This is a genomic window from Miniimonas arenae (assembly GCF_006351005.1).
GTDB lineage: Bacteria > Actinomycetota > Actinomycetes > Actinomycetales > Beutenbergiaceae > Miniimonas > Miniimonas arenae.
Map to the genome: position 1 here is coordinate 20,858 of NZ_VENP01000011.1, position 19,017 is coordinate 39,874.

Here is a 19,017-nt window from a genome sequence, read left to right on the forward strand (position 1 = left end):
CCGTGACCAGCTCTCCCCCTATGCGCCGCGGCCTGCTCGGCCGACGCGTCGTCCTCGTCGACGGCGTGCGCACCCCGTTCGGTCGCGCCCGCGACGACGGCCTGTACGCCGGCACACGCGCCGACGACCTCGCCGTCGCCTGCGTGCGCGAGCTCCTGCACCGCAACCCGAACCTGCCCCCCGAGCGCGTGGGCGAGGTCGCGATCGCGGCGACCACCCAGCAGGGCGACCAGGGCCTCACGCTCGGCCGCACCGTGGCCATGCTCGCGGGCCTGCCGCAGGAGGTGCCGGGCTACGCCGTCGACCGCATGTGCGCCGGAGCGCTCACCGCGACCACGCAGGTCGCGGCCCAGATCGCGGTCGGCGCCGTGGACGTCGCGATCGCGGGCGGGGTCGAGCACATGGGCCGGCACCCGCTCGGCGGCGGCGCCGACCCGAACCCGCGGTTCGTCGCCGAGGGGCTCGTCGACTCCGACGCGCTCGTCATGGGCGCCACGGCCGAGAACCTGCACGACGGCGACGCTCGCCTCACCCGCGAGCGTGCGGACCGGTACGGGGTCGCCAGCCAGGAGCGCTACGCAGCCGCGCTCGCCGCGGGCCGGATCGACCGCGACCTCGTCGCCGTCGGGGTCCGCGACCAGGGCGCCTGGACGCTCGCGACCGCGGACGAGCCGCCCCGGCCGGGCACCACGCTCGAGGGCGTGCGCGACCTGCCCACGCCCTTCCGGCCCGGCGGACGCGTCACCGCGGCGACCTCCTCGCCGCTCACCGACGGCGCGACGGCGTGCCTGCTGGCCGCGCAGGACGTCGCCGCCGAGCTCGGGCTCGCCGCCAGGGCCCGCCTGGTGTCCTTCGCCTACGCGGGCGTCGACCCCGCCGTCATGGGCCTGGGCCCCGTCCCGGCGACCCGCCGCGCGCTCGAGCTCGCGGGCCTTGGCATCGACGACATCGGCGCGATCGAGGTCAACGAGGCCTTCGCCGTCCAGGTGCTCGCCTTCCTCGACGCCTTCGGCCTCGACGACGCCGACCCGCGCGTCAACCCCGACGGCGGCGCGATCGCGGTCGGCCACCCGCTCGCCGCGAGCGGCGTGCGACTCGCCATCCAGCTCGCCCGCCGCTTCGAGGACGACCCCAGCATCCGGTACGGCCTCACCACGATGTGCGTCGGCCTCGGCCAGGGCGCGACGGTCGTCTGGGAGAACCCGCACCACCCCGCGTACGACGGCGAGCGCACCTCGGGCGAGCACCTCGCGTCCGCGGGTGCGACGCCCACCACCCCGGAGGTCCAGCTGTGAGCACGACCGGAGTCCTGGTCCGCGACGTCGACCTGCCCACCGCGGACGCCCTGCGCGGCGGCGGAACGCTGGCACTGCTCACGCTCGACAACGGGGCCGACCACACGCGACCGACGACGCTCAGCCCCGAGACCGTCGCCGAGCTCGAGCAGGTCCTCCTCGCGCAGCGCGAGCGCGCATCCCGCGGGCAGATCGCGGCCCTCGCCGTGACCGGCAAGCCCTACGTGTTCGCGGCGGGCGCCGACCTCAAGCGGGTCACCGAGGTCACGTCCCGGGACCAGGCCCTCGCGCTCGGCCGCGGCGGGCACGCCGCGTACCGGCTCCTGCGCGAGCTCGGCGTGCCGACCTTCGCGTTCGTCAACGGCGTCGCGCTCGGCGGCGGGCTCGAGCTGGCGCTGGCGTGCGACTACCGCACCGTCGCCGGCTCGGTGCGCGCCCTCGGGCTGCCCGAGACCTCCCTCGGCCTCGTGCCGGGCTGGGGCGGGGCGACCCTGCTGCCGCGGCTGATCGGCGTCGAGGCCGCGCTGGACGTCATCCTCACCCGGGCGGCCGCCACGAAGCCGCTCAGCGCGCACGAGGCGGACCTGCTCGGCGTCGTCGACGTCATGCTCGACCCGGCCGACTTCCTCGCCCGCTCCGTCGCGTGGGCGGCGTCGGTGGTGCGCGGCGACACCGTGGTGGCGCGCCGCGCACCCGAGCCCGAGGACAGCTTTCGCGCGGTCGTGGACGCGGCGCGCACCCGCCTGGACGCCGTCGTGGGCACCTCCCGGCCCGCACCGCACCGCGCCCTCGCGCTCGTCGAGCAGACCCGTGACCTCGGCCTGGACGAGGCGTACGCGCTCGAGGACGAGGCGCTCGCCGACCTCGTGATGACGCACGAGATGCGCGCGAGCGTCTACGCGTTCGGCCTCGTCACCGGCGCCAAGCGACCCGTCGGGGCGCCGCCGGCCGAGCTGGCCCGGCCCGTGCGCCGCGTGGGCGTGGTGGGCGCGGGGCTCATGGCCGCGCAGATCGCCCTGCTCGTCGCGCGTCGGCTCAAGGTCCCCGTGGTGATGCGCGACCTCGACTCCGAGCGCTGCGCCGCTGGCCTCGCGCACGTGCGGGCCGAGGTCGACAAGGCGGTGCACCGCGGCCGGCTCACCACGGCGCGGGCCGCGCGCGTGCTCGGCTCCATCACGGCGACCACGAACCTGGCCGACCTCGCGGGCTGCGACCTCGTGATCGAGGCCGTGACCGAGCGGCTCGACCTCAAGAAGCACGTGTTCGCCGAGCTCGAGCCGATCGTCGGGCCCGACGCCGTGCTCGCCACCAACACCTCGGCGCTGTCGGTCACCGCGATGGCAGCCGACCTGGACCACCCCGAGCGCGTCGTGGGGCTGCACTTCTTCAACCCCGTCGCCGCCATGCCGCTGGTGGAGGTGATCCGCGCGGAGCGCACCGACGAGCCCGCGCTGGCGACGGCGTACGCGGTGACGAAGGCGCTGGGCAAGAACGCGGTCGGGTCGGCCGACCGGCCCGGCTTCATCGTCAACCGGCTGCTCGTGCTGCTCCTGGGACGCATCGTGGGCGCCGTCGAGCGCGGGACGCCGGTCGAGGTCGCGGACCGGGCGTGCGACGTGCTCGGCCTGCCGATGCCGCCGTTCCAGCTGTTCGACCTGGTCGGGCCGGCCGTCGGGCTGCACGTGCTGACCTCGCTGCGCGAGGAGCTCGGGGAGGCGTTCCCGCGCTCGCCGGGCCTCGAGCGGATCGTGGCCGACGGCGTCCCTGTGGTCGGTCCGCCGCCCGCGCCCGGCCTGCCACGCCGCCCGCTCCCGGACGTGCAGGCGGCCTTCGACGCCGCGCGCGACCCCGCCACGCCGCAGCAGCCGCTCGACGAGGCCGGCGTGCTCGACGACGTGCTCGTCGCCCTGACGACGGAGATCGGCCGGATGCTGGACGAGGGCGTCGTGACCACGCCGTCGCAGATCGACACCGCGATGATCCTCGGCGCCGGCTGGCCGTTCCACCTCGGCGGGATCACGCCCTACCTGGACCGCACGGGGTACTCCGAGCGCGTGCTGGGTCGGCGGCTGCTGCCCGACGGCGTGGCGTCGCTCCCGGAGTGATCCCGGAGTCACGACGTCGAGCACGACGGCGAGGCTCGCCGTCGTGCACGGCGAGGATCGCCGTCGTGCACGGCGTGAGCCGGGCGGGGCCGCGCTGGGCTGCGCTGGGCTGGGCTCAGTAGGTGGTGAGCCCAGCGGCGCGGAACATGTCGCGGACCTGCTCGGTGCGCTCGACCGTGGGCGGCTTGGTGTCGCCCAGCTCGTAGCGCATCCCGATCTCCTCCCACTTCGCGCGGCCCATCTGGTGGAAGGGCAGCACCTCGACCCGGCTCACGGACTCCAGCGACGCGGCGTACTCCACGATCGGGGCGATGTTCTCGTCGGCGTCCGTGAGGCCCGGGACCAGCACGAAGCGGATCCAGGTCTCGATGCCGAGCGCCGAGAGCCGCCGACCGAACGTGAGGGTGGGCGCGAGCTCGCGGCCCGTGGTGCGCTTGTAGGTGTCCGGCAGGCCGGACTTCACGTCGAGCAGGACGAGGTCGACGTCGGCGAGCAGCTCGTCGCTGGCGTTCGCGCCGAGGAACCCGGAGGTGTCCAGCGCGGTGTGGATGCCCATGGCCTTGGCGCCGCGCAGGATGCGCGCCGCGAACGCGGGCTGCATGAGCACCTCGCCGCCGGACAGCGTGATGCCGCCCCTGGTCGCCTTGAACACGTTGCGGTAGCGCTTGATCCGACCGAGCAGGTCGTCTGCGCGCACCGGCTTGCCGCCGCGCATCTGCAGCGTGTCGGGGTTGTGGCAGTACAGGCAGCGCAGCGGGCAGCCCGAGAAGAACGTGGTCATCCGGGTGCCCGGGCCGTCCACGGCCGTGACGAGCTCCCACGAGTGGACCATGCCGATCTCGCCCGTGCGCATGCCGGCGAGCAGCTCGCGCCGGTCGGCGTCCATCGCCGTGGAGAGGCCCCCGAGCATGGTCGGGGCGCCCGCCGTCGTGCTCGTCGTCGTGGTGGTTCCGGTGGTCGCGGTCATCGCGACACCTCCTTGTCGTGCCGAACGGGCGCCCGGCTGCCTGGTCGGCAGCCCGGCGCCCGTTCGGCTCGTGACTGATCGCGTCAGACGGACTCGTGGAACGTGCGCTGGAGCACGTCCATCTGCTGCTCGCGGGTCAGCTTGACGAAGTTGACGGCGTAGCCGGACACGCGCACCGTGAGCTGCGGGTAGTTCTCCGGGTTCGCCATGGCGTCCACCAGCGTGTCCTTGTTGAGCACGTTGATGTTGGCGTGGAAGAGGCCCTCGCCCATGCCGGCGTCGAGGATGCCGACGAGGTTGGTGACCTGCTCGTCCTTGGTCCGGCCGAGGGCGGACGGCGTGATCGTGTTGGTGAGCGAGATGCCGTCGAGGGCGTCGTCGTAGTCGAGCTTGCCGACCGACATCATGCTCGCGATCATGCCGTGCGTGTCCATGCCGTTCTCCGGGTTGGCGCCCGGTGCGAACGGCTGACCGGCGCGGTGACCGGACGGGAACGACCCGGTCGCCTTGCCGTAGACCACGTTCGACGTGATCGTGAGGACGGACTGCGTGGGCACCGCGTCGCGGTACGTGGGCAGCGCGCGGATCTTGTCCATCACGGTCTTGACCACGAGCTGCGCGATCTCGTCGGCGCGGTCGTCGTCGTTGCCGTAGACGGGGAACTCGCCCTCGGTGAGGTAGTCGACCACGAGGCCGGTCTCGTCCCGCACGGGCGTCACGGTCGCGTACTTGATGGCCGAGAGGCTGTCCGCGACGATCGACAGGCCGGCGATGCCGCAGCCGAGGGTCCGGACGATCTCGTCGTCGTGCAGCGCCATCTCGATCGACTCGTAGGCGTACTTGTCGTGGCTGTAGTGGATGATGTTGAGCGCCTCGACGTAGGTCTGCGTGACCCAGTCCAGCATCGCGTCGTACTTCGCCCACACCTCGTCGAACTGCAGCGGACCGTCGCCCTGGATGGGCTCGTAGCCCGTGACGATCTGCTTGCCGGACATCTCGTCCCGGCCGCCGTTGACGGCGTAGAGCAGCGCCTTGGCGGCGTTCACCCGCGCGCCGAAGAACTGCATCTGCTTGCCCACGCGCATCGGCGAGACGCAGCACGCGATGGCCGCGTCGTCGCCCCAGTGGTCACGGATCTCGTTGTCCGACTCGTACTGGATCGCGCTGGTCTCGATCGAGATCGCGGCGCAGAACTCCTTGTAGCCCTCGGGCAGCTCGTCGCTCCAGAAGATCGTGATGTTCGGCTCGGGCGCGGGGCCCAGGTTGCGCAGCGTCTGCAGGAGGCGGAACGAGGTCTTGGTGACCTGCGTGCGGCCGTCCTCGCTCATGCCGGCGTCGGACCAGGTCGCCCAGTACGGGTCGCCCGAGAAGATCTGGTCGTAGTCGATCGTGCGCAGGAACCGCACGATGCGCAGCTTGATGACGAGCGCGTCGATGATCTCCTGCGCCTGCTCCTCCGTGAGGGTGCCGGCGGCGAGGTCACGCTCGAAGTACGCGTCGAAGAACGGCGAGAGGCGGCCGATGCTCATCGCGGCGCCGTCCTGGCTCTTCACCGAGGCGAGGTAGCCGAGATAGGTCCACTGCACGGCCTCGATCGCGGTGCGTGCGGGCCGACCGAGGTCGAAGCCGTACTGCTCGCCGAGCTTCTTGAGCTTGAGCAGCGCCTTGATCTGCTCGCTGTGCTCCTCGCGGAACCGCGCCCAGCTCTCGGAGAAGGGCTGGCCGACGACCGAGTCCTTGTCCTTCTTCTTCTCGGCGATGAGGCGGTCGACGCCGTAGAGCGCCACGCGGCGGTAGTCGCCGATGATGCGGCCGCGGCCGTAGGCGTCCGGCAGACCCGTGATGATGTGCGAGGACCGGGCGGCGCGGATGCGCGGGGTGTAGACGTCGAAGACGCCCTCGTTGTGCGTCTTGCGGTACTTGGTGAAGATCTCCTTGACGCGCGGGTCGACCTCCTTGCCGGCCTCCTGGATCGCGGTCTCGACCATGCGCCAGCCGCCGTTCGGCATCATGGCGCGCTTGAGCGGGACGTCGGTCTGCAGGCCCACGATCACGTCGTCGTCGGCGCTGATGTAGCCGGCCGGGAACGCGTCGATGTCGGCGGGGGTGTGGGTGTCCACGTCGTACACGCGACGCTCACGCTCGACGGCGAGGTAGTCCTTCGCCAGGGTGTCCCACGTCCGGAGAGTCTTCTCCGTGGGCCCGGCGAGGAACGAGGCGTCCCCGGTGTAGGGGGTGTAGTTGCGCTGGATGAAGTCACGCACGTCCACGGACTCGGTCCACGGCCCGGGGACGAACCCGGCCCAGGCGTCGACCTCGACACCCGCCGGAGCAGTGGTGGTCATGTTCTCGTTCCTCCTGGTGGTACGGAAGCGACCCGATCGGGCCTTGACCTCGACTTTACGAACCGCGCCGGTCGAGCGTCAGGGACTCTGGTCCCGACCCTCCTGTGAGGCGCCTCACCTGCTGTGATGCCCCTCACGGCCCGACGCTACTCCGCACGGGTACGGCCTGGTAGGAGCTCGCCCTCCCCGGCCGGGACCGGCCCTCCCGTCGCGGCGCGCCGCGCCCGACACGCCGTCGAGGGAGCGCCCGGGACGGACGCCTACGCTGGTGGTCATGCGCCTTCTCCCCGGCCAGGACGCCCACGAGGACCTCACCTACGGGGACGTGTTCCTCGTCCCCTCGCGCAGCGACGTCGCGAGCCGGTTCGACGTCGACCTGACGCCCGGTGACGGATCCGGCACGACGCTGCCGATCGTCGCGGCCAACATGACCGCCGTGAGCGGTCGGCGGATGTCGGAGACCCTCGCCCGCCGCGGCGGACTCGCCGTGCTGCCGCAGGACGTCCCCACCGACGTCGTCGCGAGCACGACGGCGTGGCTCAAGCGCCGCCACCCGGTCGTCGAGACCGCGGTGCACGTCACGCCCGAGGACACCGTCCACGACGCCCTCGCGCTCATGGCCAAGCGCAGCCACGGGATGGCCGTCGTGCTGCGCGAGGGACGACCCGTGGGCGTGGTCACCCCCGCCGACTGCGCCGGCGTGGACCAGTTCACGATGGTCGGCGAGGTGATGGCCGCCACGCCCACCGTGATCGAGGAGTCGACGCTGACCGGCGCGGACGCGGGTGCGCGCGCGTTCGACGAGCTGCACCGAGCCCGACGGCGCGTCGCCCCGGTCGTGCGTGCGGACGGCACCCTCGTCGGGGTGCTCACGCAGACGGGCGCGCTGCGCTCGTCCATCTACTCCCCCGCGCTCGACGCCGACGGGCGGTTCCGGGTCGCCGCGGCCATCGGCATCAACGGCGACGTCGCGGGCAACGCGGCCGCCCTGCTCGCCGCGGGCGTCGACCTGCTCGTCGTCGACACCGCGCACGGCCACCAGGAGAAGATGCTGCAGGCGCTGCGCGCGGTGCGCTCGGTCGACACCGACGTGCGCGTGGTCGCCGGCAACGTCGTCACGGCCGATGGCGTGAGCGACCTCGTCGCCGCCGGCGCCGACATCGTCAAGGTCGGGGTGGGCCCCGGTGCGATGTGCACCACGCGCATGATGACCGGCGTCGGCCGACCCCAGTTCTCCGCCGTCCTCGAGTGCGCCGCCCGCGCACGCGAGCTGGGCGCCCACGTCTGGGCCGACGGCGGGGTGCGCCACCCGCGCGACGTCGCCCTCGCGCTCGCCGCGGGTGCGTCCCAGGTGATGATCGGCTCCTGGTTCGCGGGCACCCACGAGTCGCCCGGCGACCTGCGCACCGACGGCTCGGGGCGGCTGTACAAGGAGAGCTTCGGGATGGCCTCGGCCCGCGCGGTCGCCGCGCGCACCCGCAACGACTCCGCGTTCGACCGCGCGCGCAAGGCCCTCTACGAGGAGGGCATCTCCTCCTCGAAGATGTACCTCGAGCCCGAGCGCCCGGGCGTGGAGGACCTGCTCGACTCGATCATCTCGGGCCTGCGCTCGGCCTGCACCTACGCCGGCGCGCGCACGCTGGCCGAGTTCCGCGAGCGGGCCGTGGTGGGTCGCCAGTCCGCCGCGGGGTACGAGGAGGGCCGCCCGCTGCCCTCGTCGTGGTGACGCCCGACGCGGACGGGGCGCGCGCCGACCTGACGGCGCTCGCGAGCGGCGGCGGTCCCTGGACCACGCCGCTGGACCGCTCCCCCGTCACCGGCCCCGTACGCCGGTCCGCCGTGCTGCTGCTGTTCGGCCTCCTCGAGGAGTCCGACGTCGCCGACCCCGTGCACGCCGACGTCGACCTCCTCCTCACCCGGCGTTCGGACACCCTGCGCCACCACCCCGGACAGGTCGCCTTCCCCGGGGGCGGGATCGACGACGGCGAGTCCGCCGCCGCGGCGGCGGTGCGGGAGGCGCAGGAGGAGACCGGGCTGGACCCGGCCGGCGTCACCGTGCTCGGGGCGCTGCCGGACGTCCCGGTCGCGGTGAGCGGCAACGTCGTGACGCCCGTCCTCGCGTGGTGGGACGCGCCGTCGGCGCTGCGCGTGGACGGCGTCGAGACCGTCGAGGCGTTCCGGGCCGGCGTCGCCGACCTGCTCGACCCCGCGCACCGCGGCACGGTCGTCCTGCGCCGACCGGTGCCCGGCCGGCGCGGCACGGTGCTGCACCGCAGCCCCGCGTTCGCCGTCGCCGGTCACGTCGTCTGGGGCTTCACGGCCTTCGTGCTCGACGCGCTGCTGGACTCCCTCGGCTGGACGGTGCCGTGGGACCGCGAGCGCGAGATCGCGCTGCCGGGGCACTGAGCTAGCAGGTACGAACGAGCCGGGTCGCCGAGCGAGCTCGGCGGGCAAGTTCCGGGCACGGGCTCAGCGCGCGAGCTCGAGGCCGAGCACGTCGAGTCCCCGGGCGACCCACGGGTGCGCCGCGTACGCGTCCCACACCACGGAGCTGCCGAGCGCGGCCGCGCCGAGCAGCGCCGAGACCCCCTTGTTGAGCCCGAACCGCGCGGGCGCGTACCAGGTCCTCGCGACGGTGCCCTCGGACCCGGGTGCGGCGTCGCCCGCCCCGAGGTTCACGCCGTCGCACCAGCCGTACCGCTCGTCCCACGCGCCGGGGTGGTCGCGCTCGAGCCGGTGCAGCGCCTCGGCCGCCGCGTCCGGCGCGAACGGCAGGGCCCCCACGAGCGACGCGGGCGGCACCGTGCCGTCGCAGTGCGGGGCCGGCGCACGACCTGCGGTCACGGCCCGCCACCGAACGCTGACCTGCGGTCACCACAGCGCCCTCCGGTGACGCAACGCAGCGCTCGCCGCGGAAGCATGACCAGGACCCAGCGCTCGCCGCGACCCGCGCGTCAGGGCCGCACGGTCGTCACCACGCGGGTCAGCCCGGGCGCCCTCGGCGACGACCCAAACCCGAACCGCACCGGCGGGTCGACGGGAGCGAGCACGCCGAGGTCCTCGCCGGACCAGGTCCCCTCGACCGCGATCGCCCGACGGCGGTCCCACGCCCCGTAGGTGGCGCGCCGCCCGTCGCGGGTCAGCCCCGCGGTGCGCACGCCGGGCGCGAGCAGCCGGGCGGGTGCGTCGACGACGCGTGCCCACGACGTCGAGGCCGCCAGGCCGCGCGGCAGGAGCGACAACACCCTGCCGAGCCCGTCGCGACCGCCGAGCGTGACGGTCAGGCGCAGACCCGGGGCGCTGACGACGAGGAGACCGGGATGCGCGTCGGACGCAGCGCTGCCCTGCACGCGCACGGGTCCGAGGCGGACCTGGTCGAACCGGTACAGGCGCGCGACCTCGTCGGCGATCTCTCGGGAGGGCGCGAGGAGCGTGCGCCGGCCGCCCGGGTCCTCGACCATGACGTCCGCAAACGTCCCGAACGGGCTGCGCCGCCACAGCCCGACCACGAGGCGCGTCCCGCTCGCCGACCCCACTCCGAGGATCTCGCCGTCGTAGCGCCACACCCGGGTCGGGTCGAGTGCCGACGCGCTCGCTGCGCCGCCGCTCCCCGCTGCTGCTGTCACCGGCCCAGCGTGCCACCACGAGCTCGAACGCGCGCCGTCACCCTCGCGCGGGGCCGTGGGCCCGTCGGGCACGATGGCCCGGTGCCCGTCCCGCCCCGCGACCTGCCCCTGGACCACCCGATCGACGCCGACCTCGTGGGCCACCTGCTCGCGGAGCAGCACCCCGACCTCGCCGGCCTGCCGCGCCACGTCGTCGCCGAGGGCTGGGACAACGTGCTCGTCCGGGTCGGGGACGACCTCTGCGTTCGGCTGCCCCGGCGCGCCCAGGGCGTGCCGCTCATCGAGCACGAGCAGCGGTGGCTGCCCGCCCTCGCGCCCCGTCTCCCGGTGGTGGTGCCGGTCCCGGTGCGGGTCGGTGCGCCGTCGCCGCGCTACCCCTGGCCGTGGACCGTCACGCGCTGGGTGAGCGGTGCGCGCTCCGCCGATCGGCCCCGACGGCGAGCCTCGGCCTGGGCGGTCGACCTCGCCGACGCGCTCGCCGCCCTGCACACCACCGCTCCGCCCGACGCACCGCACAACCCGGTGCGGGCGGTGCCCCTCGCGACGCGCGTCGCCGCCGTGACGGCCCGCTTCGACCGCGCACGCGCCGGGGCTGGCGCCGTCCCGCTCGAGGATCTCGACCTCGCCGAGGCCCGGTGGCGGGCCGGCGTGGCGGCCCCCGCGTGGGCGCACGCACCGGCGTGGGTGCACGGGGACCCGCACCCCGCCAACCTCGTGGTGACGCCCGGGGCGGACGACGGCGCACGCGGGGACGCTCTCGCCGCGCTCCTCGACTTCGGCGACCTCAGCGCCGGCGACCCCGCGTGCGACCTCGCGACGGCGTGGCTCGCGTTCGACGCATCCGGTCGCGCCGCGTTCGCCGCGGCCTACGAGGCGCGGCGCCCCGGCGGCCCGGGCGCCGACCGCCCCGATCCCGGCCGCTGGCGGCGCGCGGGGGCGTGGGCGGTCGCGATGGCGACGGGCGTGCTCGTCGACGCGCCCGAGGATCCGACGAACGGACCGTGGGCGCGTGCCGCGCTCGACGAGCTCCTGCACGCGTCCGACGCCGGCGACGACCCCGTGGAGCCGTGAGGCGCGCGGCGTAGGGTGCTGGCGTGACCGAGCGTGCGACGTCCTTCGGAGCAGCAGCCGCGACCTACGAGGCCGGCCGCCCGACCTACCCGGAGCCCGCCGTCGCGTGGTTGCTCGGCGACCCGTCGCCGGACGCTCCCCCGCTGCGCGTGGCCGACGTCGGCGCCGGGACCGGCAAGCTCACCCGCGGGATCGTCGCGACGGGTGCCGAGGTGGTCGCCGTCGACCCCGATCCGGCGATGCTGGCGGTGCTGCGCGAGCAGGTGCCGGGCGTCCCGACCTTCCGCGGCACCGCCGAGGCGCTCCCGCTGCCGGACGGATCCGTGGACGCCGTGGTGATGGGACAGGCGTGGCACTGGGTCGAGCCCGGGGCCGCGAGCCGCGAGGTTGCCCGTGTCCTGCGCCCCGGCGGCGTGCTCGGGCTGATCTGGAACGTCCGCGACGAGTCGGAACCGTGGGTGCGCAGGCTGACTGAGATCATGCACGGCAGCCGAGCCGAGCAGATGGTCGCGGCCGGCGCTCCTCCGGTCGCTCCCCCGCTGTCGTCGCGGCTGGACCGCGCCGAGTGGCGCTGGACGCAGACCGTGACACGTGCGGATCTCCTGGCCATGGCGCGGTCGCACAGCTACCTCATCACGGCCGGCGACGAGGAGCGCGCCCGGATCGAGCGTGGGCTGGCCGACCTCCTCGACGAGGTGTTCCGCGCCGCCCCGGGGTTCGACACGGAGACCCGCACGGCGTCCGGCGCGGACACCGTGGAGCTGCCGTACGTCACGACGGCGTTCCGGGCCCACGTGTCCGAGGAGCCGACGGACGGCGTGCCGCCCGCCTGACCGGGCAGCCGAGGAAACTAGCCGCAGGCCACGAGAACGAGCAGCCCGACCGTCGGCCTGACGAGCAGCCTGACCGTCGCCCGGACCGCCCGGACCCCTCAGGAGACCTCGAGCACCACGGTGTGCCACCCGGTCGCACCGTCCGGCGCGGGCGAGGCGATGTCCGAGGTCTGGGTCTCGCCGTCGGAGTTCGTCGCGCGGACCGCGATCTCGTGTCGACCCGACGTCGCCACCCAGTCAAGCCGCCACTGCCGCCAGGTGTCGGGCCCCGTGACCTCGGCCAGCTCGGCATCCCGCCACTCGCCGTCGATCCCGACCTCCACGCGCGCGATCCCGGTGTGCTGGTCCCACGCGACACCCGCGACGACGACCGGGCCTGCCGCGACGTCGCTGCCTCGCTTGGGCACGTCGATCCTCGACGCGGTCTTCACCGGCCCGAGCGCCGCCCAGCCGAGCGGCGTCCAGTAGCCCTGGTCGTCGGCGAACGTGGTGACCCGCAGCTCGCGCACCCACTTCGTCGCCGACACGTAGCCGTACAGGCCCGGCACGACCATCCGGACGGGGAAGCCGTGCTCCACCGGGAGCGGCTCCCCGTTCATCCCGACGGCGAGCAGCGCCTCGCGGTCGGGATCGGTGAGCGCCTCGAGCGGCGTCCCGGCCGTCCAGCCGTCCTCGCTCGTCGACAGGACCATGTCCGCACCGGGCAGCGGGCCCGCGCGCGCGAGCAGCTCGCGGATCGGGAGCCCGAGCCACGTCGCGTTCCCCACGAGGTCGCCGCCCACGGGGTTCGACACGCACGCCAGGGTCGCGGCGTGCTCGACGAGCGGCATGGCGAGCAGCTCCGCGAACGTCACCGTCACCTCCTGCTCCACGAGACCCGTGATGCGCAGGGTCCACGTGTCCGCGTCCACCACCGGGACCCGCAGCGCGGTGTCGATGCGATAGAAGGTCGCGTTGGGCGTGCGGTAGGACGACAGGCCGTCGACGCCGAGCTCGGCTCCCGCCGGCACCGACTCGGTCGTCGCCGGGGCCGGCAGCGTGAGCAGCGCGCGGGTCTGCTCGACCACGCTCGCCGCGGCACCCCAGGCGCGCAGGGCGACGGCGCCGATCACCGTGAGCGCCGCCGTCGCCGAGGTCCAGACGAGGAATGATCGGCGGGCGGCCCCGGCGGGACCGGAACCGGATGCGGGCACCACGGGCGCGATCGGAAGACCGGGTACATTCCATACGGCCTCGGCGCCCGGCCGGGGAGCAGGTGCACGCGCCCCGGCGCCACCCGCGCGCAGCCGCCGCGTCAACGCCCGTAGCAGCACGACGCCAGCCACGCCCGCGACGGCGGCGGGCAGCGCCGCCACCAGCGACTCGGCCCGCACCGCGGCCGCAACGCCCGCCACGGTCGCGAGGCCCGCGAGCACGAGCGACCCGGCGCCGTCGCGACGGACCTCGCTCGCGCCGGCCCAGCCCGCGAGCGCGAGCACCACGAGCACGACGATGCCGAGCAGCACGGGCTTGTCGGCGGTGCCGAGCGTCTCCTTGCCCCAGTTCACGAGCGAGGCCGGCAGCGCGTCGATGACCGCTCCCCCGACCGCGGCGACCGGCGCCCCCGCCGGCACGAGCACGGTGGCCACGAGCTCGCCCGCCACGAGGGCTGCGGCGCCTGCGACCACGCCACCGAGCACCGGCCACCACCCGGGCGGCGACGCACCGGAGCCTGTCGCGGGGATCGCCGGCCGGGTCATGCCCGCATCCTCGCACCAGGGTGCGACAGCGCTTGACGCGTGCTACCCCGCACTCGGGTCGCGCACCGCGGCGAGGAACAGCGTGAGCCCGGTCTCCGCGTCCGCGACCCGCAGGAGGAACGGCCGGTCGAACGTCACGACGAACGCGTCCGCCGGCTGGACCTGCGCGGCGGTCGAGTCGGCCGCGAGCTCGGTGACGGCAGCGGCGACGGTTCCGCCCTCGTCCAACGTCAGACGCGCCTGCTGGGCCGCCTGGGCGAGAACGAGATTCTCCGTCGTGGTGATGCCTCCCAGGTCGGGCAGGTCGGACAGACGGGACAGCTCCCCGAGCCCGACAGCGTCCAGCGCGAGAAGGAGGTCGAGCGGGCCCGGCTCGAGGTCGAGCACGGGCACCGCGACGCCGATCGGCCGGCCCTGCGCCAGGTCGGTCGCCTCCGCCCCCGTGCGCAGCCCGCCGAGCACGTCGAGCGAGACGTCGGCCGGGTCGGTCCCGGCCGGCGGCAGGACGAGGTCGGCGACGAAGCCCTCGACGTAGGGCAGCCGCACGCTGGTCCAGCCGTCGACGTCGTGCGCCGTCCAGTCCGCCTCCGCAGTCCCGTGCAGCGTGTCGACGTCGACCATGTCGGTGCCGGTGGCGAACGCGGCCGGCGCGGTGTCGCTCGGCTCGAACGGGACGCGCCAGCGGGCAGCCAGCACGATCGCGTCCTGCAGGACGACGCGCAGGTCGGGGTGGGGCGTGATCGCCGACGACCGTACGAGGCCGCCCGTCTCACGGTTCACCCACTCGTCGAGCACGGCCTTGGCCGCGGCGACGCCCAGGTCGGTCGTGTCGACACCCGCGTCGTACCCGCGCGCCAGCGCGGCGAGGAAGTCCGGCTCGACGTCGAGCTCGTCGTCGAGCACGACACGGTCGGCCAGGTGGAGCAGCGGGGCGGCGGGCAGCTGGTCGGCCGCGGCGAGCGTGGGGTCGCCGTCGTAGGCCAGCAGCGCCTCCCGCAGCGCCGAGACGCTCGCCGTGCGGTCGGCACCGGCCGCGCCGAGGGCCGCGTCGAACGCCGCCGCCGTGTCGCCGCGCGCGCCCTCCGCGAGCATCGAGAGCGCGACGTAGGCGCCGAACGGACTCGCGACGGCGTTGGTCGCGTCGCTCGAGGAGAGCATCGCGGCGCCGAGGGCGTCGTTGGCGGCGAGCACGCCGTCGAGCGCGGGCGCCTCGTCGAGCGAGACGGGCTGGTACGCGACCTCGCTGCGCAAGGGTTCGGTCGCACCCTCCGGCGCGGCGCACCCCGCGGCGAGCGTCGCCGACACGACGGCCGCACCGACGACGGCGAGCGACCGGCCGCGAGGACGCTCGCCGGGCGCGGTGCGATCTGGACGGCAGGGCCGGACCGGACGCGCACGGCGAGCAGCGCGAGCGGAGGCAGTGGGATCAGCGGGACGAGCGGGACCCTCCATGACCGTGATGTGTCCGCCGGCGGTCCGTGCTTGCACCGCCGGCTCGACGGTGCTCAGCGAAAGCGCGCCGCGATCTCCTCCAGCCGCTGTCGGTAGGCCGCCCACTGCTGCGCGCTCCACGCCGGCACGTTCGGGTCGTCGCGGCGGGAGCCGAGCGCGCCGTCGAGCTCCTCGCGCAGGATGTCGGCCTGCCCCGCGTGCCGCGAGACCTCGACGAGGACGTGCGCGAGGATCTCGCCGAACGTCACCGCACCGCGCTCGCCCCACCAGGGCACCCGTCCGGGTGAGTCCAGCGTGAGCGCCTCGCTCGAGCGCCCCACCTGCTCGATCGTGTGGTGGGCGAGACCGACCACCCACGACCGCTCGACGTCGGGCGACACCCACATGTCCGCGCCCTCCTCGGCGTCGGGCCCGAAGAAGGGCAGCTCGATCCCCGCCTCGCGCCCGAAGCACTCGGTCACGTAGCCGAGCACCACGGCGCTCGTGTGCTGCAGCAGCCCGAGCAGGCTGGTCCCGCTGCCCACGAGCGGCCGCCGCGCGTCGTACTCGCTGAGCCCCTCGGTCTTGTCGACGAGGCTGCTGAGCTCGCGCTGCACGCGGTCGACGAGGTGGTCCTGCACCGTGGACGTCGTGGTCATGGCGCCGAGTGTGCCAGCGGGGTGCGACACGCACGACGGCGGCCCTCACCGCGAAGGTGAGGGCCGCCGTCGGGCACGCGGGTGGCCCGCAGCGCCGGGGTGTCAGGCGCGGGTGTCACACGCCGGGCGTCAGGCCACGAGCGAGCGCAGCACGTACTGCAGGATGCCGCCGTTGCGGTAGTAGTCCGCCTCACCCGGGGTGTCGATGCGCACGACGGCGTCGAACGAGATCACCTCGCCGCTCGGCTTGGTCGCGGTGACGGCGAGCGTGCGCGGGGTCACGCCCTCGTTGAGCTGCGTGATGCCGGCGATGTCGAACGTCTCCGTGCCGTCGAGGCCGAGCGAGCTCGCGCTCTCGCCCGCCGGGAACTGCAGCGGGACGACGCCCATGCCGATGAGGTTGGACCGGTGGATGCGCTCGAAGCTCTCCGTGATGACGGCGCGCACGCCGAGCAGGCGGGTGCCCTTCGCGGCCCAGTCGCGCGAGGAGCCCGAGCCGTACTCCTTGCCGCCGAGCACCACGAGCGGGACGCCGGCCTCGGCGTAGGCGACCGAGGCGTCGTAGATCGTGGTGTCCTCACCGGTCAGGAAGTTGACGGTGAAGCCGCCCTCGACGCCCTTGCCGTCGAAGCGGTCGGCGAGGAGCTGGTTGCGCAGCCGGATGTTCGCGAACGTGCCGCGGATCATCACCTCGTGGTTGCCGCGGCGCGAGCCGTAGGAGTTGAAGTCCTTGCGGTCCACGCCGTGCTCGGCGAGGTAGCGCCCGGCCGGGCTGTCCACCTTGATCGACCCCGCAGGGCTGATGTGGTCGGTGGTCACGGAGTCACCGAGCTTGGCGAGCACACGCGCGCCCGTGATGTCGGTGACCGGCTCGGGCTGGGCCGGCATGCCCTCGAAGTACGGGGGCTTGCGCACGTAGGTCGACTGCTGGTCCCACGCGAACGTGTCGCCTGCGGGGGTGTCCAGCCCGCGCCAGCGCTCGTCACCCGTGAAGACGTCGGCGTAGTCCTCGGTGAACATCTGGCGGTCGATCGAGGCGTCGATCGTGGCCTGGACCTCCTCGGGCGCCGGCCAGATGTCGCGCAGGAAGACCGGCTGCCCGGCCTCGTCGCGGCCCAGGGGCTCGTGCTCGAAGTCGAAGTCCATCGTGCCGGCCAGGGCGTACGCGATGACGAGCGGCGGGGACGCCAGGTAGTTCATCTTGACGTCCGGATTGATCCGGCCCTCGAAGTTGCGGTTGCCCGAGAGCACCGAGACCACCGCGAGGTCCTCGTGGTTGACGACCTCGGAGACGGCCGGGTCCAGCGGGCCGGAGTTGCCGATGCAGGTCGCGCAGCCGTAGCCCACGAGGTGGAAGCCGAGCTTCTCCAGGTAGGGCCACAGCCCCGCCTTCTCGTAGTAGTTCGTCACGACCTGCGAGCCGGGCGCCATCGACGTCTTGACCCACGGCTTGGCGACGAGGCCCTTCTCGACGGCGTTCTTCGCGAGCAGCGCGGCCGCGAGCATGACCGACGGGTTGGAGGTGTTCGTGCACGACGTGATCGACGCGATCGCCACGGCGCCGTGGAACAGCTCGTACTGGCGACCCTCGGAGTCGGTCACCGAGACGGTGCGGCGCACGCGCTCGCCGATCGCCGGGGAGTCCGAGGCCGGGAAGGACTCGAGCTCGGCCTGGTCGATGACGTTGACGACGTCGGGCGCGTACGTCGGCAGGTCGCGGCCGAACTGGGTCTTGGCGTGGGACAGCTCGATGCGGTCCTGCGGGCGCTTCGGCCCGGCGATCGAGGGGACCACGGTGGACAGGTCGAGCTCGAGGTACTCCGAGAACTGCGGCTCGGCGTAGCCCTCCGCGCTCGGGTCGAGCCACATGCCCTGCTCCTTGGCGTACGCCTCGACGAGCGCGAGCTGCTCCTCGCTGCGCCCGGTCAGGCGCAGGTAGTCCACGGTGACCGAGTCGATCGGGAAGATCGCCGCGGTCGAGCCGAACTCGGGGCTCATGTTGCCGATCGTGGCGCGGTTGGCGAGCGGGACCGCCGCCACGCCCGCGCCGTAGAACTCGACGAACTTGCCGACGACGCCATGCTGGCGCAGCATCTCGGTGATCGTGAGGACGACGTCGGTCGCGGTGACGCCCGCCGGGATCGTGCCGGAGAGCTTGAAGCCGACCACGCGCGGGATGAGCATCGAGACCGGCTGACCGAGCATCGCGGCCTCGGCCTCGATGCCGCCGACGCCCCAGCCGAGCACGCCGAGGCCGTTCACCATCGTGGTGTGCGAGTCGGTGCCGACGCAGGTGTCGGGGTAGGCGCGCAGCACGCGCTCGCCGTCGACGTCCACCTCGCGCGTCATCACGACGCGCGCGAGGTACTCGATGTTGACCTGGTGCACGATGCCGGTCCCCGGCGGGACGACCTTGAAGTCGTCGAACGCCGTCTGGCCCCAGCGCAGGAACTGGTAGCGCTCGTGGTTGCGCTCGTACTCCAGCTCCACGTTGCGCTCGAACGCGTCGCGGCGGCCGGCGACGTCGATCTGCACCGAGTGGTCGATGACCATCTCGGCGGGCGCGAGGGGGTTGATCCGCTTGGGGTCGCCGCCGAGCTCGGCGACGGCCTCGCGCATCGTGGCGAGGTCGACGACGCACGGGACGCCGGTGAAGTCCTGCATGATCACGCGCGCAGGCGTGAACTGGATCTCGGTGTCGGGCTGGGCGTCCGGGTCCCACGCCGCGATGGCGCGGATGTGGTCGGCGGTGATGTTCGCGCCGTCCTCGGTGCGCAGCAGGTTCTCGGCGAGGACCTTGAGGCTGAACGGCAGCCGTGCCGTCCCCTCGACCGCCGAGAGGCGGTAGATCTCGTAGCTGGCGCCCGCGACCTCGAGGGTCCCTCTGGCTCCGAAGCTGTCAGGTGTGCTCATGGGGTCTCCTCGCGCTCGCGCAAAAACTATCTT

General features: G+C 73.9%; 14 protein-coding genes. 6 read left to right on the forward strand and 8 right to left on the reverse strand.

Annotation, left to right across the window (positions count from 1 at the left end; translation table 11 throughout):
• Positions 1-20: 20 nt before the first annotated feature.
• Together FH969_RS04595 and FH969_RS04600 are read left to right on the forward strand one after the other, a co-directional pair.
• Complete coding sequence (locus FH969_RS04595; protein WP_139986326.1) at positions 21-1,295, forward strand: thiolase family protein; 1,275 nt, start codon at positions 21-23, stop codon at positions 1,293-1,295.
• Positions 1,292-3,400 carry a 3-hydroxyacyl-CoA dehydrogenase NAD-binding domain-containing protein gene (locus tag FH969_RS04600; RefSeq protein WP_139986300.1) on the forward strand — a complete coding sequence of 703 codons (2,109 nt, stop codon included), beginning with the start codon at positions 1,292-1,294 and terminating at the stop codon, positions 3,398-3,400. The genes FH969_RS04595 and FH969_RS04600 overlap by 4 nt, the downstream gene beginning before the upstream one ends.
• Positions 3,401-3,515: 115 nt before the next feature.
• Here FH969_RS04600 and pflA read toward each other — a convergent pair whose 3' ends face one another.
• Positions 3,516-4,367, reverse strand: coding sequence for a pyruvate formate-lyase-activating protein (pflA, locus tag FH969_RS04605; RefSeq protein WP_139986301.1), 852 nt, complete (start codon positions 4,365-4,367; stop codon positions 3,516-3,518).
• Between the two features lie 83 nt (positions 4,368-4,450).
• A complete protein-coding gene (gene pflB / locus FH969_RS04610; protein WP_139986302.1) occupies positions 4,451-6,712 on the reverse strand; it encodes a formate C-acetyltransferase in 2,262 nt (753 codons plus the stop codon).
• A 274-nt stretch (positions 6,713-6,986) separates the two neighbouring features.
• Here pflB and FH969_RS04615 point away from each other — a divergent pair, with 274 nt between their 5' ends.
• Both FH969_RS04615 and FH969_RS04620 read left to right on the forward strand, forming a co-directional pair.
• The gene (locus FH969_RS04615; RefSeq protein ID WP_139986303.1) at positions 6,987-8,438 is read left to right on the forward strand and encodes a GuaB1 family IMP dehydrogenase-related protein; all 1,452 of its coding nucleotides are present in this window, start codon (positions 6,987-6,989) and stop codon (positions 8,436-8,438) included.
• Positions 8,435-9,118 (forward strand): NUDIX hydrolase, encoded by a 684-nt coding sequence (locus FH969_RS04620; protein ID WP_246071703.1) that lies wholly within the window; start codon positions 8,435-8,437, stop codon positions 9,116-9,118. Before FH969_RS04615 ends, FH969_RS04620 begins: the two co-directional genes overlap by 4 nt.
• 63 nt (positions 9,119-9,181) lie before the next feature.
• Here the strand turns inward: FH969_RS04620 and FH969_RS04625 are convergent, their stop codons facing one another.
• Together FH969_RS04625 and FH969_RS04630 are read right to left on the reverse strand one after the other, a co-directional pair.
• Complete coding sequence (locus FH969_RS04625; protein ID WP_139986305.1) at positions 9,182-9,556, reverse strand: glucoamylase family protein; 375 nt, start codon at positions 9,554-9,556, stop codon at positions 9,182-9,184.
• A 110-nt stretch (positions 9,557-9,666) separates the two neighbouring features.
• Complete coding sequence (locus tag FH969_RS04630) at positions 9,667-10,338, reverse strand: hypothetical protein (protein ID WP_246071704.1); 672 nt, start codon at positions 10,336-10,338, stop codon at positions 9,667-9,669.
• An 81-nt stretch (positions 10,339-10,419) separates the two neighbouring features.
• Here FH969_RS04630 and FH969_RS04635 point away from each other — a divergent pair, with 81 nt between their 5' ends.
• The gene (locus tag FH969_RS04635) at positions 10,420-11,409 is read left to right on the forward strand and encodes a phosphotransferase (RefSeq protein ID WP_246071705.1); all 990 of its coding nucleotides are present in this window, start codon (positions 10,420-10,422) and stop codon (positions 11,407-11,409) included.
• Between the two features lie 23 nt (positions 11,410-11,432).
• Positions 11,433-12,242 (forward strand): class I SAM-dependent methyltransferase, encoded by an 810-nt coding sequence (locus FH969_RS04640; protein WP_139986306.1) that lies wholly within the window; start codon positions 11,433-11,435, stop codon positions 12,240-12,242.
• A 98-nt stretch (positions 12,243-12,340) separates the two neighbouring features.
• Here FH969_RS04640 and FH969_RS04645 read toward each other — a convergent pair whose 3' ends face one another.
• The 4 genes from FH969_RS04645 to acnA all read right to left on the reverse strand — a co-directional run bounded on the left by FH969_RS04645 (position 12,341) and on the right by acnA (position 18,984).
• Positions 12,341-13,981, reverse strand: a complete 1,641-nt coding sequence (locus tag FH969_RS04645) for a molybdopterin-dependent oxidoreductase (protein ID WP_139986307.1) — start codon at positions 13,979-13,981, stop codon at positions 12,341-12,343.
• Between the two features lie 42 nt (positions 13,982-14,023).
• Complete coding sequence (locus tag FH969_RS04650) at positions 14,024-15,232, reverse strand: serpin family protein (protein WP_180359669.1); 1,209 nt, start codon at positions 15,230-15,232, stop codon at positions 14,024-14,026.
• A gap of 254 nt (positions 15,233-15,486) precedes the next feature.
• Positions 15,487-16,071 carry a mycothiol transferase gene (locus FH969_RS04655; RefSeq protein WP_108717518.1) on the reverse strand — a complete coding sequence of 195 codons (585 nt, stop codon included), beginning with the start codon at positions 16,069-16,071 and terminating at the stop codon, positions 15,487-15,489.
• A gap of 129 nt (positions 16,072-16,200) precedes the next feature.
• Entirely contained in the window at positions 16,201-18,984 is a 2,784-nt protein-coding gene (acnA, locus tag FH969_RS04660; RefSeq protein WP_108717519.1) for an aconitate hydratase AcnA, read from the reverse strand.
• Between the last annotated feature and the right edge of the window lie 33 nt (positions 18,985-19,017).

What these genes read in the sequence shown, in the direction of transcription:
- FH969_RS04645 (WP_139986307.1), bottom strand. Translation starts at nt 13,981, where the DNA reads ATGACCCGGCCGGCGATCCCCGCGACAGGCTCCGGTGCGTCGCCGCCC.
- FH969_RS04595 (WP_139986326.1), top strand. Translation starts at nt 21, where the DNA reads ATGCGCCGCGGCCTGCTCGGCCGACGCGTCGTCCTCGTCGACGGCGTG.
- acnA (WP_108717519.1), bottom strand. Translation starts at nt 18,984, where the DNA reads ATGAGCACACCTGACAGCTTCGGAGCCAGAGGGACCCTCGAGGTCGCG.
- FH969_RS04655 (WP_108717518.1), bottom strand. Translation starts at nt 16,071, where the DNA reads ATGACCACGACGTCCACGGTGCAGGACCACCTCGTCGACCGCGTGCAG.
- pflA (WP_139986301.1), bottom strand. Translation starts at nt 4,367, where the DNA reads ATGACCGCGACCACCGGAACCACCACGACGACGAGCACGACGGCGGGC.
- pflB (WP_139986302.1), bottom strand. Translation starts at nt 6,712, where the DNA reads ATGACCACCACTGCTCCGGCGGGTGTCGAGGTCGACGCCTGGGCCGGG.
- FH969_RS04615 (WP_139986303.1), top strand. Translation starts at nt 6,987, where the DNA reads ATGCGCCTTCTCCCCGGCCAGGACGCCCACGAGGACCTCACCTACGGG.